Source organism: Marisediminitalea aggregata (genome assembly GCF_900129565.1).
GTDB lineage: Bacteria > Pseudomonadota > Gammaproteobacteria > Enterobacterales > Alteromonadaceae > Alteromonas > Alteromonas aggregata.
Map to the genome: position 1 here is coordinate 424954 of NZ_FQWD01000004.1, position 17252 is coordinate 442205.

Annotated in this window: 17 protein-coding genes; 10 read left to right on the plus strand and 7 right to left on the minus strand. The window is 49.5% G+C overall.

Annotated elements, in window-relative coordinates:
- Positions 1-2: 2 nt before the first annotated feature.
- Positions 3-743 (minus strand): EI24 domain-containing protein, encoded by a 741-nt coding sequence (locus BUB81_RS13425; RefSeq protein WP_073323582.1) that lies wholly within the window; start codon positions 741-743, stop codon positions 3-5.
- An 8-nt stretch (positions 744-751) separates the two neighbouring features.
- On the minus strand, positions 752-1462 hold the full coding sequence (locus tag BUB81_RS13430; protein WP_073323584.1) for a DUF6776 family protein: 711 nt from the start codon (positions 1460-1462) through the stop codon (positions 752-754).
- Positions 1463-1637: 175 nt separating this feature from the next.
- Here BUB81_RS13430 and BUB81_RS13435 point away from each other — a divergent pair, with 175 nt between their 5' ends.
- From BUB81_RS13435 to BUB81_RS13445, 3 genes are all read left to right on the plus strand, one after another.
- Positions 1638-3314: a chloride channel protein gene (locus BUB81_RS13435; protein ID WP_073323913.1), complete on the plus strand. Its 1677-nt coding sequence runs from the start codon at positions 1638-1640 to the stop codon at positions 3312-3314.
- A gap of 14 nt (positions 3315-3328) precedes the next feature.
- On the plus strand, positions 3329-3757 hold the full coding sequence (locus tag BUB81_RS13440) for a CopD family protein (protein WP_073323586.1): 429 nt from the start codon (positions 3329-3331) through the stop codon (positions 3755-3757).
- Between the two features lie 64 nt (positions 3758-3821).
- Complete coding sequence (locus BUB81_RS13445; RefSeq protein ID WP_073323588.1) at positions 3822-4004, plus strand: hypothetical protein; 183 nt, start codon at positions 3822-3824, stop codon at positions 4002-4004.
- A gap of 20 nt (positions 4005-4024) precedes the next feature.
- Here BUB81_RS13445 and BUB81_RS13450 read toward each other — a convergent pair whose 3' ends face one another.
- Complete coding sequence (locus BUB81_RS13450) at positions 4025-4648, minus strand: UPF0149 family protein (protein WP_073323590.1); 624 nt, start codon at positions 4646-4648, stop codon at positions 4025-4027.
- A gap of 142 nt (positions 4649-4790) precedes the next feature.
- Between BUB81_RS13450 and BUB81_RS13455 the strand changes: the two genes are divergently transcribed.
- Complete coding sequence (locus BUB81_RS13455; protein ID WP_073323592.1) at positions 4791-5978, plus strand: Nramp family divalent metal transporter; 1188 nt, start codon at positions 4791-4793, stop codon at positions 5976-5978.
- Here the strand turns inward: BUB81_RS13455 and BUB81_RS13460 are convergent.
- The 3 genes from BUB81_RS13460 to typA form a co-directional block, all read right to left on the minus strand.
- Complete coding sequence (locus BUB81_RS13460) at positions 5967-7097, minus strand: MalY/PatB family protein (protein WP_073323594.1); 1131 nt, start codon at positions 7095-7097, stop codon at positions 5967-5969. The genes BUB81_RS13455 and BUB81_RS13460 overlap by 12 nt on opposite strands.
- 29 nt (positions 7098-7126) lie before the next feature.
- Positions 7127-7504 carry a response regulator transcription factor gene (locus tag BUB81_RS13465; protein WP_073323596.1) on the minus strand — a complete coding sequence of 126 codons (378 nt, stop codon included), beginning with the start codon at positions 7502-7504 and terminating at the stop codon, positions 7127-7129.
- 269 nt (positions 7505-7773) lie between these two features.
- Positions 7774-9600 carry a translational GTPase TypA gene (gene typA / locus BUB81_RS13470; RefSeq protein ID WP_073323598.1) on the minus strand — a complete coding sequence of 609 codons (1827 nt, stop codon included), beginning with the start codon at positions 9598-9600 and terminating at the stop codon, positions 7774-7776.
- Between the two features lie 407 nt (positions 9601-10007).
- Here typA and glnA point away from each other — a divergent pair, with 407 nt between their 5' ends.
- The 4 genes from glnA (at position 10008) to glnG (ending at position 14644) form a co-directional block, all read left to right on the plus strand.
- Entirely contained in the window at positions 10008-11417 is a 1410-nt protein-coding gene (glnA, locus tag BUB81_RS13475; protein ID WP_073323600.1) for a glutamate--ammonia ligase, read from the plus strand.
- A 76-nt stretch (positions 11418-11493) separates the two neighbouring features.
- Positions 11494-12027 (plus strand): DUF4124 domain-containing protein, encoded by a 534-nt coding sequence (locus BUB81_RS13480; RefSeq protein ID WP_073323602.1) that lies wholly within the window; start codon positions 11494-11496, stop codon positions 12025-12027.
- A gap of 125 nt (positions 12028-12152) precedes the next feature.
- The gene (gene glnL / locus BUB81_RS13485) at positions 12153-13229 is read left to right on the plus strand and encodes a nitrogen regulation protein NR(II) (protein ID WP_073323915.1); all 1077 of its coding nucleotides are present in this window, start codon (positions 12153-12155) and stop codon (positions 13227-13229) included.
- Positions 13230-13231: 2 nt separating this feature from the next.
- Positions 13232-14644 (plus strand): nitrogen regulation protein NR(I), encoded by a 1413-nt coding sequence (gene glnG, locus BUB81_RS13490; protein WP_073323604.1) that lies wholly within the window; start codon positions 13232-13234, stop codon positions 14642-14644.
- A gap of 73 nt (positions 14645-14717) precedes the next feature.
- Here glnG and BUB81_RS13495 read toward each other — a convergent pair whose 3' ends face one another.
- Entirely contained in the window at positions 14718-15875 is a 1158-nt protein-coding gene (locus BUB81_RS13495) for an HD domain-containing phosphohydrolase (RefSeq protein WP_073323606.1), read from the minus strand.
- Between the two features lie 232 nt (positions 15876-16107).
- Here BUB81_RS13495 and BUB81_RS13500 point away from each other — a divergent pair, with 232 nt between their 5' ends.
- Positions 16108-16833: a 1-acylglycerol-3-phosphate O-acyltransferase gene (locus BUB81_RS13500; RefSeq protein ID WP_073323608.1), complete on the plus strand. Its 726-nt coding sequence runs from the start codon at positions 16108-16110 to the stop codon at positions 16831-16833.
- A 32-nt stretch (positions 16834-16865) separates the two neighbouring features.
- Positions 16866-17249, plus strand: coding sequence for a ribonuclease E inhibitor RraB (gene rraB, locus BUB81_RS13505; RefSeq protein ID WP_073323610.1), 384 nt, complete (start codon positions 16866-16868; stop codon positions 17247-17249).
- Positions 17250-17252: the final 3 nt, after the last annotated feature.

The window sequence follows — 17252 nt, forward strand, 5'->3', positions numbered from 1 at the left end:
GGCTAAGGCACTTCCCGGTAGGCAGTCACGGTAAGCCCCCACATACTGCGGTGCCCGGCCACTTCGATCTTTCCGCTTGGTGCCATTGAGTCGTAATCGCGCTTAGTGATGCAGATTGTCGATGATGTTAACCCCTCTGCAGCGTCGAGGTCCGCACGATAATGGCAGCCTTTTCTGCGTGTTTTCAGCTTATAGGTGGTTGTGTATTCATAACGGTTGTAGGTTGCAAACTCATGCCCTGCCGCAGGAATAACATAGTTGATAAAAGGGAACAGGAACATGGCAAATAATAATGGCACAAACGCCAGTGTGAACTTCCAGCTACGACTGCGCCGCTTCAAATTCCGGCTAAAAAAATTGTCTTTTGAGACAAAAGCGTAAAAAGCGCCCGACAGGGCAATGGTATAAACCAGTACCTGAGTAAATACCCACTCTCCCCACCAAGCAGCAGGAATGTAGCCCTGTCTGAAAATAACCAGCATATCCAGCAATAGCACACCAATTAACAGCCCTTGCCAGAACCAAACCCAGAGCTTGTTTTCTTTTGGCACGGGTTCTAACGCTTCGCCATAGTAAGTATCGTCCATGGCCTTTTCTGATGCCGGCTGCTCATCGCGACGTTTGACGAGCCACTCCTGAAGCTCAACAAAACGCTCTGGAAAACGTTCCCGGTCAAGTTGGGATAACGCGTCTTCGAGTTCTTCCAGACTGTAGTTCTGGTAATCAGGTCCCTGTTGATTCACGTTGTATCCTAAGGCGTTGCAGTCAGTACGTCCTGCCAGTTGTATTCGCGCTCGTAGTCACCGCGTTTGCGGTTGTACTGGTACACCGAAGTATGAAAGCGCAGCGTCTCTGGCACAAAGCCGTCCGGTAGCTGCAAGTAGAAGGTCACTGCCTGAAAATATTTGAAACCGAAAGCAATGTCGCCTTCTGGCAGAAACGCGTCTTTTGACGACTGTAACACGGTGTGTTTGCCGTTCTGGCTGCCCGTGATTTCCAACTGCAAGGTGCCTTTCACTACGGCATTAACCGCGCGCTGCTGAAGTAATACCATCGAGCCTTTGAAGTAGTTGTTGCCTGCAGACGCTGTGATCTCGAGCCCGTCGATGAAAAAGCCATCCTGACTAGTTTCGGGTGCCATCACATGCTGATAAAACGCTTTGTCCTGCTGCAGAGAAAACACTTTTTCCTGCAGGCTAACCAGTTCGGTTTTTAACTGTTCGGCGTGCATGGTGGTCAGTTCCAGTTCCACACGTAACTGGTTTTGCGAGGTTTTCAGCTGTGCATTCTCGGCCCGAAGCGTGGTCACGGCGTTGTTTGCACTGGCCAGTGCGTCGGTCAAACGAGAACGGTCAACATTCGCCAGCACAAAGCCAAACACCACCATGGCGATCAGGCTCAAACCAAGCAAAATAACCGTACGGGTATGGCCTAACCGCTTAGGAATATCAGATACATGCATAGCCAGACTTCACCCGGACCTAGTTAACTTCAGAACAATGCCATGCACTTTGCCCGTTTTACCCACATTATTCAAATATCTTTACCGCAGTAATAGGCCTGTACAACTACTCAATACTTTGAATATTAAGCGCTTGTGGTAGTATTTAACCATTCCCTTGTGCATGCCCGGTATTATGCGACTGCAGTCTCTTCGACACGAATTAGCTCACCCCCGCACTTCAGTACAATTGTGCTTACTGGGGATCATTGCTGGTGTCACATCAGCGCTGCTAATCGTGCTGTTCCGATTAGGCATTGAATGGACACAAACCACCGGGTTAGCGTTACTCAGTCGCTTCGAATTAAGTGACACGCTTGCGTGGATCATCCTGCCCATTGCCGCCGCGGTGCTGATCCTTATCATCGCCTTTTTTACCGGCTTTAAACACTACCGCCTGGGTATCCCGTTCGTTATTCACCGGGTAAAGAAGCACTATGGCCATATTCCGTGGCGCACCACAGTAAACCAGTTTTTTGGCGGCATGTTGGCACTCGCCGGGGGCTTTGTGGTCGGTCGCGAAGGGCCTTCGGTGCATTTGGGTGCTGCAGGAAGCAGCTTGTTTGGTCAAACCTTGCGACTACCGCAAAACAGTATCCGTACCCTCGCCGGATGTGGCATCGCCGCGGGTATTTCTGCGTCGTTCAACACGCCTTTAGCCGCGGTTATTTTTGTGATGGAAGTCGTATTACGGGAATACAAGATACACATTTTTGTGCCCGTAATGCTCTCTGCTGCCTGCGGCTCGGTGATCACCCGCATTGTGTTTGGCGAAGGCAATGAACTGGCGTATTTCTCGTTCTCCTCGTTTAGCCAGTGGGTGTATTTGTACCTGATTGTTTTTGGTTGTTTGTTGGGGGTACTAGCTACCTTATTTAACCACACGTTAATGACGGTCATGACCGCATTTCGTCGGGTTTCGATGGTGTGGCGCTTGTTGCTCGCTTCGCTTATCACAGCAATAGGCGGTGCATTATTACCTGAGTCGCTGGGAGCAAATTTTGAGGATGTGAATGCGCTGTTTTCACAAAATCCGGAAGCCTTGCTGGTCCTCACCATTCTGCTAATGAAGTTTGTGCTTGCCACCTGTGCTATTGGCCTGGGTATCCCCGGCGGGATTATCGGCCCGGTTATGGTAATTGGTATGCTGGCAGGGGCGTTTTTGTTAATACCCGTTTCACACTGGTTACCCCGCGAAGACTTCACCAGCAGCTTTGCGCTACTGGGCATTGCGGGCATGCTCACCGCTGTATTGCACGCCCCGCTTGCTGCATTGGTTGCCGTAATGGAGCTGTCCTATCGACCTGAAATTATTTTGCCGGCGATTTTGGTGATCGTCCCGGCCTACGTCACCGCTACGCAGTTCCTTGGCAACCGCTCTATCTTTATTCAGCAACTGGATTTTCAGAAGCTGCCCTATGCCATTACCTCTATTCGCGAGGCACTGGAAAAGACCGGCGTGCAAGCTGCCATGGAAACAGACTTCAAGCTGTTCTACGATGCCCCGGAAGAAGCGTTGCAGAAATTCCTGGCGGACTCGCCTACCCAGTTAGTTATTCAGCAAAGTAAGTTTGAACTGGATCTTAAATACGCCTGGGTCCACTATGATGTTAGCTTAAGCCAGCATGCACACCCCATTAGCTATCAAACCATGACGGGCATGTCGTCACAGGCAACCCTGGCTGAAGTCTACGAGCAGCTTAACAGTGCCCGCTCAGGTGCCGTATATATATACGACGACAACCCTTCGACCATCACAGGTGTGATCACCTGGAACCGGCTGCAGAGCTTTCTGCAGCGCGCTCAGTTTTAATAAAGGTATACACAATGACAATCCTGTGGCTAAAAGGCCTTCACATCTTCTTTATGGTTGCCTGGTTTGCCGGTATTTTTTACCTGCCGCGCTTGTTTGTTTATCACGCGGAAGCTGATAATCAGATCGTGAAAGACACCTTTAAGGTCATGGAACGTCGATTATGGTTATTTGTTACCCCATTCGCCGTATTTACTTTGCTTTTTGGGGTAGCCCTTATCTACACTTATGGATATGCATGGTTTGCTGCATCAACCTGGTTGCATATAAAAATTGTATTAGTTACGCTTATTTACGGATACCATTTTTATTTATGGCACCTGGTAAAACAATTTGCCGCAGATAAAGTAACGCACTCAGCCCGTTTTTTCCGTATTTTGAATGAAGCGCCGGTGTTGGTATTGCTCGCTATCGTGTTACTGGCGGTCGTTAAATTTATCTGATTCTTCATTTTTTGATGTTTTCCCGCCCCTAAATGGATGTAAGGGTGCTTAACAAGGACAATACATGGACGTGAATAACCAGCTACTCAAAGAGCTGTTACACAAAACGGATATCGCTTTTGAAGCCCTGCGTGCCGATCCCGCCTCAGAAGAATTACAAATGGCGTACGACGAAGCTAAGCAAGCGCTGGACAATTATGTAACCAGTGCGAAGGAACACCTTCAGTTCAGGCAGCGGCAGCGTTAAACATACTGCCTGGCTTTTCCCTACTCAGATTTAAACGTTTCGAATTGATTGGGTAAATGTCCGGCTAATTCACCACTGATCGCAACATATTCTTGCAGCATAGCCGGTAAACTGGCCGCTAGCTTGGGCAGCCCGTCGGCTAAAACCTTGCGCTGTGCGTCAGGCGCATTGGCAATGGCTTGCTCTGGTTCGGCCAATGTAGAAAACAACTTCAGACAGCGCGTCAACCGTTCTGCTAACCCAGGTAAATCTGAGCCTTGTTCGCCTCCCTCATGCCACGCACGTTGCCAGACTTTCTCCAGTTGTTGATGTCCGGTCAGTAATCCTTTTAACCATTCACATAATCCGGCTCGCTCAGCGTCATTTTCAGACCAGGTACAATACACTGGCAGCAGCACCTGTTGTTTGCGCATTGCATCAAGTGCATCGCGCAGCACTTTCATTAGCCCATCTGCCATGTCGTCTGCCTGACCTTTGCTAATGCTATGCGAACCAGACTGTTCAATCACCCAGGGCATCCATTCTTCAGGCATGGGAATTTCAGGCGAGGAAGCAACGGCAAAGATCACCCCCTCCGCATAGGGGCGCGATGCGAGCATGTGCTTTAATGCCGGGTGTTCAAAAATACTGATTGCCTGTGGCATGGTCTGTTCCCTTCGCTTGCATCTGTTCACTGGTTAGCAGGCATGGTTTAATAGCTAAAACAGCACAGGAAGATAAGCGTCGCGATATCCGCGATACCTGCCTGTGATGTGTCCAGCTTAAAACAATAATAACGAGTGTAGCATGAGCCAATCCCGAACCAAATCCGGATACATTATTGCCGCGGCCTTTATTGGTCCCGGTACTGTCACCACTGCCAGTCTGGCCGGCGCGCAGTTTGGCTTCCATTTGGTTTGGGCATTAGTGTTCTCTGTGCTTGCGACCATAGTGCTGCAGGATATGGCCGTGCGTTTAGGCTTTGCTACCGGCAAAGGCATGAGCGAGGCCCTGCATCATCAGTTCAGACTGCCCTGGATTAAATATCCCTTAGTGTTGCTGGTCGTTGGGGCTATCGGTGTTGGCAATGCGGCCTATGAATCCGGCAATCTCACTGGCGCGGCGCTGGGCCTGAATAATATTGTTGCGCTGGGCATCGGCCCCTGGGGTGGGGTCATGGGTGGCCTCGCAGCCATTCTGCTGTGGCGCGGTAAATATCAGCTTATTGAAAACGTGCTGGTCGCATTAGTGGCAATCATGGCGCTGGTGTTTGTTGTTACATTTGCAGTGTCCGAACCTGATTGGTCGGGTATGTTAAGCCAAATTACCGATCCGGTAATCAATACTGAGAGTCTGACGACAATTCTGGCACTGATAGGCACAACGATTGTGCCTTATAACCTGTTTTTACACGCCAGTCTGATAGCGCGACAACAGCAGGAACACAGCCAACCAGCCAGTGAGTACCGTCGCCAATCTGGTATCGCTATTGGCCTGGGCGGGTTAATTACGCTGGTGATCATGGCCACCGCCATGCAGACTTTCTTTGGTCAGGCCGATGCACTGAACGCCGGCAACCTGCCGGCGCAACTCGCTCCGCTGTTAGGACCTTACGCGGAAGTCTTCTTTGCTATGGGTATGTTTGCAGCCGGTCTCACCAGCGCAATCACTGCACCACTTGCGGCTGCTTATGCGGTGTGCGGCGCACTGAACAAACCAACGGATCTTACCAGCGTATGGTTTCGCGCAGTCTGGGGAATTGTGTTAGTGGCAGGCGTCGTGGCGACGTTAACCGGCACCAAGCCATTGTATGCGATTTTGTTCGCTCAGGCGGCGAACGGTATTTTACTGCCGATTATTGCGCTGTTGCTGCTGTATATGATGAATACGCACCCCCAACTTGGCGCGCTTCGCAATCGCTTAACGGCCAATGTGTTGGGAGCTAGCGTGGTTGCTCTGATCGTCGGACTGACGTACCAAAAGCTATTTGCTTAACCGGTCCAGGATCTCCGTTAACATCGCGCGGCTGCAGCCGAAGTTAATGCGGAAGAACTGGGGGGCACCAAAGTCTTTGCCCGGCGACGGACCAATACCTTTAGATTCACACCATTGCTGTACGTCTGTTACACCCAGTCCACTGCCATCGATCCACGCCAGGAAGGTGGCGTCTGCAGATACCACAGACAAACCGTCGATGTCGTTTATACGAGAAACCAGGTAATCACGGTTTTCACGCAAATACGCGATTTGCTCTGCCAGCCACTCATCACCTTCAGTGAAGGCGGCGCGAGTCGCTTCCAACCCCATAATATTTGCCCAGGGCACGATGCCAGCGGCGGCTTGGGTAAACTTACGACGTAACGAGGCATCAGGGATAATCGCAAATGAGGTCCCTAAACCCGCAACGTTAAAGGTTTTACTGGCGGCCATTAAGGTAATACTGCGATCTTGCAATGCGGCAACCCGCCCGGCAGGAATGTGTTTTACCTGCTCATTGAGTATAAGGTCACAGTGAATTTCGTCGGAACATAACTTGACGTTGTGTTGTTCACAAATAGCCGCAATAGCGTCGACTTCTTGCTGGGTCATCACAGAACCAACGGGATTCATCGGATTACACAGGATCATCAGCTTGCAGCGCGGATCTGCCGCTTCTTTCTCCAGCGCGTCCAGATCCAGCGTCCAGCGTCCGTCTTGCAGCACGGTGGGAATATCAACGCGTTGCGTGTTATTTAACGCGGGCGCAGCTAACAATGGTGGATAGTTTGGCGTTTGCACCAACACTTTGTCGCCGTCTTCACAATATGCTTTTATGGCGACGTTGAAAGCCGGAACAACACCCGGTGTCCACACAATCCAGTCTGACTCAATTGCCCAGTCGTGCTTGTCACGTAACCAGCGCACAATGGCATCGTTGGCGGGCTGATGCTGGGCAGGCAGTGTGTATCCCATCACACCGTGCTCTGTCAGTGCGTGTAACGCGTCCAGAATAGGCGGCGCACAGCGAAACTCTGTGTCTGCTACCCAACAAGGCAAAATGTCTTTGCCTGCATATTTTTGCCATTTAAACGACCACTGATTGCTGCGGTCAGGCGTGTGATCAAACGTACTCACTGCGACTACCTTTTAGTTCGATTGCGACATTACTTTGTCAGTTGTTCGGTTAACAGGCTTATTAGTTTTTCGCGTCTGATTGGCTTCACCAGGTAAGCGACGGCTCCCAGTTGTTTGGCCAGCATTTCGGTCTGACGCGTTGCATAAGCTGTCATAAAAATAAACGGGACGCTGAGCCCCTTCTCGCGACACGCGCGCAGTAAAGACAAGCCATCGTATTCCGGCATCACCATATCACTGATTATCATATCCAGCGATGTGTCGTTTTGATGCATTAAGAATTCTTTTGCGAATGCACTGCGTGCAAAACTGATAACTTGTGCATCCAGCTCCGATTCAATGATGTGAGCGATGAGTTCCAGCGATACTTCATCATCATCAATAACGGCAATGGTAAACGTAGACATAGGATTGAAACCAAACCATCTAAATTAAACGAATAAGAAGGGCGTTAACACATGACCAGCCTGAAAGCCTTATCTGTGCGTGTCCTACTATTATAAAACGGGATCACCGATTTTGCTCAAACGCCCGATGACCACACCACACAAGTTACTATGTTCCTAATAGTAATAGAAAAAGGCCGGTTGCGATAGCAACCGGCCTTTGCATATATAACTAAATCGAATAATTCGCGGCGAACATCACAAAAACTGAGATGTACCCGACGTAATGACTACTTGCTGCGAGACGCGCGCTTACGGTCGTTTTCAGTAAGTAACTTCTTACGAATACGAATGCTCTCTGGGGTCACTTCTACCAGTTCGTCGTCATCGATGAACTCAAGTGCTTGCTCAAGTGACATCTTGATAGGTGGCACCAGGGTTTGCGCTTCGTCAGTACCAGACGCACGAACGTTAGTTAACTGTTTACCTTTCAGTGCGTTAACCGTCAGGTCGTTATCACGGCTGTGGATACCAATAACCATACCTTCGTAAACTTCAACACCGTGACCAATGAACAAACGTCCACGCTCCTGCAGGTTGAACAGGGCGTTAGTCAGTGCTTTACCCGGCGCGTTGGCAATAAGTACACCATTCTTACGCTTACCAATTGTACCGCCTTTGTGCGGACCATAATGGTCGAATGAGTGATATAGCAAACCTGAACCTGAAGTCAGCGTCATAAATTCGGTCTGGAAACCGATTAAGCCGCGGCTTGGGATCATAAAGTCCATACGAATACGGCCTTTACCATCCGGAGACATATCGGTCATTTCAGCTTTACGCAGACCCAGTTGCTCCATAATTGAACCCTGGTGCTGTTCTTCACAGTCAATTGTCAGGGTTTCAAACGGTTCCATTAACTGGCCGTCTTCTTCCTTCAGGATTACTTCCGGGCGTGATACGGCAATTTCATAGCCTTCACGACGCATGTTTTCAATAAGGATACCCAGGTGTAGTTCACCACGACCTGATACGCGGAATTTATCCGGGTCACTGGTTTCTTCAACGCGCAGTGCAACGTTGTGAACCAGTTCGTCCTGTAAACGCTCAAGGATGTTACGTGAAGTCACGTATTTACCTTCTTTGCCGGCAAACGGTGAGGTGTTTACCTGGAAGGTCATCGTTACCGTTGGTTCATCAACGCTCAGTGGCGGCAATGCTTCAACGGTATTCACGTCACAGATAGTGTCAGAGATTTTCAGTTCACCTAAACCGGTAATCGCGATAATGTCGCCCGCCGTTGCCATTTCGACTTCGTGACGTGCCAGACCCAGGTAACCATATACCAGACCTACTTTACCGTTACGGGTTTTGCCGTCAGCGGTAACAACAGTCACTTGCTGGTTTGGCTTTACACTTCCGCGCTTAACACGACCAACACCGATAACACCAACGTATGAGTTGTAGTCCAGCTGCGAGATTTGCATCTGGAAAGCACCATCGATATCCGCATCCGGTGGAGAAACCTGATCAACGATAGTCTGGAACAACGCGGTCATATCTTCAGCTGGCTCGTCAGCATCCAATGACGCCCAGCCATTCAATGCAGACGCGTAAACAACCTGGAAGTCTAACTGGTCGTCGGTCGCCCCCAGGTTATCGAACAGGTCAAATACCTGATCCATTACCCAGTCAGGACGTGCCCCAGGCTTGTCGATTTTGTTGATAACAACAATCGGCTTCAAACCCTGAGCAAAGGCTTTTTGCGTTACGAAACGCGTCTGTGGCATTGGACCTTCCTGCGCATCAACAAGCAGCAGTACAGAATCAGCCATCGACATTACACGTTCTACTTCCCCGCCGAAATCGGCGTGTCCTGGGGTGTCAACGATATTGATGCGGTAGTCGTTCCAGTTAATGGCCGTGTTTTTGGCCAGGATGGTAATACCACGCTCTTTCTCGATATCGTTAGAGTCCATGACGCGTTCTTGCGCTTCGCCTCGGGTTTCGAGGGTGCCCGACTGCTGTAGCAGTTTGTCTACCAGGGTAGTCTTACCGTGGTCAACGTGCGCGATAATCGCGATATTTCTTAGCTTATTGATGTCAGTTACATTCATTGAAAATCAACCTGCAGGGTGTGCAGCCCGCCAAACATATGGCCTTGCAGCACACACCGGCTATTACACACTGTAAATAATAAAAATGAGCGCGGATTGTACAGAAAAACCGTGTGCTTTGCGCATGTTTTTTTCAGTTTCAAATAAAATTCATCTATTGCTAATTCTCACGCCGGGTGAAAGAATGAGGAGCGTGGTCACATTGATGTGTATGCCGGCCACCAATTGCACCAAAATAAACCATAAAATCACCATAATGGTGCAAAACAATGTTTAAGATCGTGACGACAGATCGAATTTACGCGGTGTCCAGCCTTGCTCAAGCAAATGGCATGATTATCGCTTAGGGATTTCTCACCTGCGAACCCAGTATTGGTTCACACATTTAAAATAACCTGGAGGACACGATGTCAATTGAATCGGCATTAGAATTAATCAAATCTAGCGAAGCAAAATTTGTAGACCTTCGCTTCACTGACACTAAAGGTAAAGAACAGCACGTTTCTATTCCTGCGGGCCTGATCGACGAAGACTTCTTTGAAGAAGGCAAAATGTTTGACGGTTCTTCAATCGCCGGTTGGAAAGGCATCAACGAATCAGACATGATTCTAATGCCAGATGCGGAAAGCGCCGTGGTTGACCCATTCGCAGAAGAAACTCAGGTTATCATCCGCTGTGACATCGTTGAGCCTTCTACTATGGAAGGTTATGACCGTGACCCGCGTTCAATCGCTCGCCGCGCAGAAGAGTACCTGAAGTCTACTGGTATCGGTGACACTGTATTATTTGGCCCAGAGCCAGAATTCTTCCTGTTTGACGATATCAAGTACCACACTGATATGTCAGGCTCTATGTTCAAAATCGACTCTTCAGAAGCCGCATGGAACTCAGGTTCTGAGTTCGCAGACGGCAACATGGGTCACCGTCCAGGCGTTAAAGGCGGTTACTTCCCGGTTCCACCAGTAGATTCAGCACACGACATCCGTGCCGCTATGTGTCTGGTAATGGAAGAAATGGGTCTGGTTGTTGAAGCGCACCACCACGAAGTGGCAACTGCGGGTCAGAACGAAATCGCTTGTCAGTTCAACACTATGGTTAAGAAAGCTGACGAAATCCAAATCTATAAGTATGTAATCCACAACGTTGCGCATTCTTACGGTTTGTCTGCTACTTTCATGCCTAAGCCTCTGGTAGGTGACAACGGTTCTGGTATGCACTGTCACCAATCAATCGCCAAAGATGGCAAGAACATCTTCGCAGGTGACAAGTACGCTGGTCTGTCTGAAGAAGCACTGTTCTACATTGGTGGTATCATTAAGCACGCGCGTGCAATCAATGCTTTCACTAACGCTTCTACTAACTCTTACAAGCGTTTGGTTCCTGGCTTCGAAGCACCGGTAATGCTGGCATACTCTGCACGTAACCGCTCAGCTTCAATCCGTATTCCTTACGTAACCAGCGACAAAGCACGTCGTATCGAAGTACGTTTCCCTGACCCAACTGCAAACCCATACCTGGGCTTCACTGCCATGCTGATGGCGGGTCTTGACGGTATTAAGAACAAGATCCACCCTGGTGATGCAGCGGATAAAGACTTGTACGACCTGCCAGCTGAAGAAGCAGCAGAAATCCCAACTGTTGCAAGCTCACTGGAGCAAGCACTGGAAGCACTGGACAACGACCGTGAGTTCCTGACTGCAGGTGGCGTAATGTCTGACGATATGATCGATGCCTACATCGAGCTGAAGTCTGAAGAAGTCACTAAACTGAACATGTCTACTCACCCAGTTGAGTTCGACATGTACTACAGTGTGTAAGCACCGTATCAGATAAAATACCAAAGCCCGCAACTGCGGGCTTTTTTTTTATGTGAATTCACCTACAATCAACTGCATGCGTATTTTACTAATACTATTGAGTGCGGTTATTGCAAGCGGCGTCAGCCACTTAGCCACCGCCCAGCAGATCTACAAAGTTGTCAATAAAGACGGCTCGGTGACCTATACCGATACGCCACAACCGGATAGTCAGCCCGTTACCCTCGGCCCTGATAACCGTATGGTCAGCCCTCCGGCTCCCGTCGCCACACCGACAGCCAGGACAAACCCGTCTGCTAAGCGCCAGCGCCAGCCTTCAGAAATAACCATATTACAACCCGAAGACCAGGCTACCGTGCGCAACAATGCGGGTAACCTTCAAATTGCAGCGCGCGTCACCAACACGCAACAAGGCGACAAGTACCAGCTTTTCTTAAATGACGAGCTGCAAAGCGAACAAGCCACGCCTTTGTTTACCCTGAATAATCTGCCCCGTGGCGCACACTCATTTTATATTGTCCATAAGGACAATACGGGCAAGACTCTTGCATCTACCACTCCACGAACGTTTTACCTGCATCAGGCATCACGTCTTATTAACAATAATTAACAGCAAACCCGCGTATTACGCGCACCAATGAGGTTCAAGCGAGCTTTTAATTGGGAATATCTTGCACGGGTTTAGTTTGCCTGAAATAATGAAGCACCATAATGGTGCAAGTGGAGAAAGCTGGCATGCAAGCCACGCCGTTTGATACCAACAATTTGCTGGATAGCGTAACCACCGTACTTGTGGTTATCGACAATTCCCTGCGTATTGTTTACGCCAACCACGCCGGTCAGGCACTTTTTGCTACCGGTACAAAACAGCTATACGGTCACAGTATTGCCGACTTCTTTGTGCCCAACACCATCAATAAGGCACGCCTACGCGCCGCGTTTCGCAGTGGTCAGGACTTTACCGAGAACGAAGTTAAACTGTACTTTCGGGACAACCGCGTCGTTTCAGCCGACTTAACAGTAACGAATCTGAACACAGACGATGGCCCCCGGCTGTTGTTCGAAGTTAAAAAGATCGATCAGCAAAAACGCATTTCACGGGAAAATCAGCAGCACGCCCAGCATTTTGCAGCGCGTGAGTTGATTCGCGGACTCGCCCATGAAATCAAAAATCCACTCGGCGGTATTCGGGGCGCTGCGCAGTTGCTGGAAAAAGCGCTGTCATCACCCGATGAAAAAGAATTTACCCAGCTTATCATTGAGCAGTCTGACCGTTTACGCAACCTGGTAGACAGACTACTGGGCCCGAATTCCCTACCGCGGTTAGAGTGGTGTAACTTGCACCGACCACTGGAAAAGATCCGTAGTCTGATGAAAGCAGACACTTCACAGGCCATCGCGATCTCCCGTGATTACGACCCCAGTATCCCTGATGTCAAAGTCGACCCTGACATGCTGCAACAAGCCGTACTCAATATTGTTCGCAACGCAGTGCAGGCGCTTCGGGATTCGAAAACACCTAATCCGCATATCAGGCTGGTGACGCGCATTGAACGTCAGCTAACTATTCATGGCCAACGCCATTCGCTGGCTGCGCAAATCAAAATTATCGACAATGGACCCGGTATTCCTGCCGACATCCGCGATACCCTGTTTTACCCACTGGTGACCAGTAAAGACACGGGGTCAGGGCTGGGCTTGTCCATTGCACAAACGCTGGTTAATCACCACGACGGAAAAATCGAAGTCGACAGCCGTCCTGGTCACACCGAATTTATTATATCTTTACCGATCGACAGGAAGGAGTCGTAATCATGAATACTGAATCTGTATGGATTGTTGATGACGATAGCTCTATTCGATGGGTGTTACAAAAAGCATTACAAGTAGCCAACATCGACTGCTGCTGTTTCGAGAACCCCCAAGATTTATTGTTACAACTGGAATCCGGCCAGTATCCTGAAGTCGTCGTATCTGACATTCGCATGCCGCAAATGGACGGCATGACGTTGCTCAACGAAGTTCACCAGATTGCCCCCATGATCCCCGTAATTATTATGACGGCGCATTCTGACTTAGACAGTGCAGTTAACGCGTATCAAAGCGGCGCATTCGAATATTTGCCGAAGCCGTTTGATATTGACGAAGCCGTCACACTGGTAGAACGCGCGTTAATTCACGCGCGGGAGCAATCGCGAACCACCCAGGTACCTCAGGCCGAATCAGCCACCGAGATTATTGGCGAAGCCCCTGCCATGCAGGAAGTGTTTCGCGCCATTGGACGCTTGTCACGTTCTTCGATCAGTGTGCTGATCAACGGCCAGTCCGGTACGGGTAAAGAACTGGTGGCCCATGCGCTGCATCGCCATAGTCCCAGAGCGGCTAATCCGTTTATTGCCTTGAACATGGCGGCGATCCCTGCCGATCTGGTTGAGTCCGAATTATTCGGCCACGAAAAAGGCGCGTTTACCGGCGCCCAGGCTGCACGTCAGGGGCGCTTCGAACAAGCTAACGGCGGCACCCTGTTCCTCGACGAAATTGGTGATATGCCATTAGATGTGCAAACCCGGTTATTACGGGTACTTGCCGATGGTCAGTTCTATCGGGTTGGCGGACACCAGTCTGTTACGGTCGACGTGCGAATCATCGCCGCGACGCACCAAAATCTGGAAAAGCGCGTTGCTGACGGCAAATTCCGTGAAGATTTATTTCACCGTCTGAACGTTATTCGCATTCATATTCCGTCACTCAATGAACGTCGTGAAGACATTCCGTTACTGGCCAGACACTTCCTTCGTCGCGCTTCCAAAGAGCTCGATGTGGAATGCAAAATTCTGAGCAAAGAAACAGAAAAGGTCATGACACAACTCCCCTGGCCTGGCAACGTGCGTCAGCTGGAGAACGTGTGTCGCTGGTTAACTGTCATGGCAACAGGTCAAGAAGTTCTGCCTGCAGACCTGCCCCCAGAAATTCACAGCGGCGGTGTTACCGAGAAAAGCAGTGGTCAAAGTGGGGACTGGACTGAGCTACTGGCTACCTTTGTGGATCGTCAGCTCAAAGAAGGTCAGCACAATATCCTCAATGACGCCATGTTGACCTTTGAGAAGATCATGTTGGAACGCGCATTACACCACACCCATGGTCACAAACAAGAAGCGGCGAAACGCCTCGGTTGGGGACGCAACACCCTCACTCGCAAGTTAAAAGAACTGGGTGTCGACGCGTAACACACCAAAGCCAAACTAAAAAAGAGGAAGCCTGGCTTCCTCTTTTTCGTTTCCACAGAATAGACTTACACGTCTAGCGGGTCAGCACCTTGGCCATCGCCCGGTTAAAATACTGGAGCCAGGTTTGGCTGAATTTGCCATCAGCCTGTCGGTTGAGTTCAATCACCGCTTTTTTCTTGGATATCGCCTGTTTATCAGCACGGGCACGGGAGTGCGTCATCGCATCAAAGGTATCCAGAATCGCCAGTAGTTTTGCACCATCACAGATATCATCTTCTTTTAAACCTAGCGGATAGCCAGAGCCGTCGACCCGCTCATGGTGCTGCATGACAATTTTGCGAGCCATGTCCCACTGGTCCAAATGCTCCAACAAGCGCGAGCTTTTATACACGTGCGAGCGCATCAAGTTAAATTCATTGTCGGTGTAGGGATCATTCTTGTGCAGTAATTTCAGCGGCATAAACGCCATACCAAAATCGTGCACATAACAGGCGACAGCGAGTTGATCTTCTTCAATAGGATTACCGGCGACATCATTAACATATAGCGCCAGTTTCGCAATGCGATCGCCTCGACCGGCCCAGTAGTTGGAGCGATGTTCAATGGTTTGCATCATCTCGCGGAAAAACAAAATATCCATGCGCTTTTCCGCGCTGAGATCTTTGGGGATCCCGGTTTTACCTAATGTGGCTTTTTGTGGCGCAGGCGCAGCGGTTGCTTCAGCGCTTTGCTCACCTTCATCTTCTCCGTAAGCCGGTTGATCAAGGTCAGGATTGAGCAATAGCACGGCCTCGCCTAACAGCTTGTCATGCTGCGCTTTGTTGTCTGGTGTAATGCGTTTGATGGCCATGATCAGTTGCTGATACAACACATCATCGTATTGCGCCTGCCCTTCGGCAATGACGCTTTCCACAAACTGTTTCACGCGGTCCATGGTCAGCAACACCAGATCGCTCATGATACTGGTGTAGTCCACCTGCCCCTTGCGCAGAAAATCCAGCAAATCTTCTACGTGCTGCAGTAAAGGAATAATGGGCGAGAAGTTTACCAGTCCCAGATCCCCTTTGATGGTATGCACGGAACGGAACAATGCACGCTGTAATTCATTGTCTTCCGGCTTCAACTCGAGCTCAATAAGTGTTTGCTCACTGGCTTCGTACAGCTCATTGATCTCTTCAATCAGGTCAGACAGAATTTCGGGTTCTAGTTCTTCAGGTATAAAAGTTTGCATGGTAAAAACAACTCACTCAGCCATTCAAACCCGTTTATCACCATTTGGGCGTATAAAGGTCTGGCGGCGTTACGATACAGTGCGATAGTCGCTACAATAGTTACTCTGATCAAGCATAGCACGAGTCCCCAATAACAACAGTGGCTTTTGTTGCGCTGAGACTGACTGATCGGAGATGATGATGCAAGCTAAGCCGTTATAATCCGGCGCAAATTTTTCAATAGGTGTTTAAGTGTTAGCAATTATCCGGGCGTTGCTGTTAGTGGTCGCCTTTCTGTTTATCAATATTGTTGTCTTATTGCGGTGCGTTATCCGTCCTTTCCACCGTGACAATGTGTATATCGCCGGCCAGTGGTACAGCATGATGTCGCGTATTTTCGGGCTCAAAGTGGTGGTTCGTTACCCTGAAAACTTGGATACCGATTTGTCGTATGTCATGATCGCGAATCACCAGAACACCTATGACATTATTACCATTTGCAAAGCGGCCATTCCCGGCGTGGTTACCATTGGTAAAAAGAGTTTGAAGTGGATTCCGGTGTTTGGCCAAATTTACTGGCTGAGCGGCAATATCCTTATCGACCGCAAGAACACCAGTAAAGCCATGGATACACTAACGCTGACCGCTAAAAAAATTACTGAGAAGAATCTGTCGATATGGTTTTTCCCGGAAGGAACACGTTCATACGGTCGGGGCATTCTGCCTTTCAAGGTTGGCGCGTTTCGATTAGCGAAGGGAACCAACACGCCACTGATGCTGGTAACGGCCAGCAATATGCACAACAAAATTCGCTGGAACCGCTGGAACAATGGCGTGGTGCTGGTTGACGTAGAAGCACCTGAGCCACTCGACGATTCCCGTTCCCCCAAAGGCTGGATGGCCTATTACCATGAACGCATGGAAAAAAAGTTCGAAGAGTTAAATGCCGAAGTCGCCGAAATGGAAAAATCACGATAGACTATAGCTATACGTGAGAAGGCAGAAGCACAATGACACAATTTGACGAACGCGCAGAATGGTATGAATTTAATCAGGAAACCATCGATGCGCTTATCAGCGACGGCAGCGAAGCCGATGCGAAGTACACTATCGAACACCACATGGCGTGCAATAATTTTGACCGCCTGGAAAAAGCTGCGGTTGATGCTTTCAAGGCAGGTTTTGAGGTAACTGACGCCGAAGAAGTCTACCTTGACGACGGCGGTACCGTATTCTGTTTCGACATTATTGCTGAACGCTTTTTAAAGCGTGAAGAATTAGATGCCGATATCGATTCGCTGTTAAAAATCGCCGACAAGCACCAGGTCCACTACGATGGCTGGGGTACTTACTACATCGGCGACGACGCAGAAGAACTAGGCGAAGAAGAATAATTC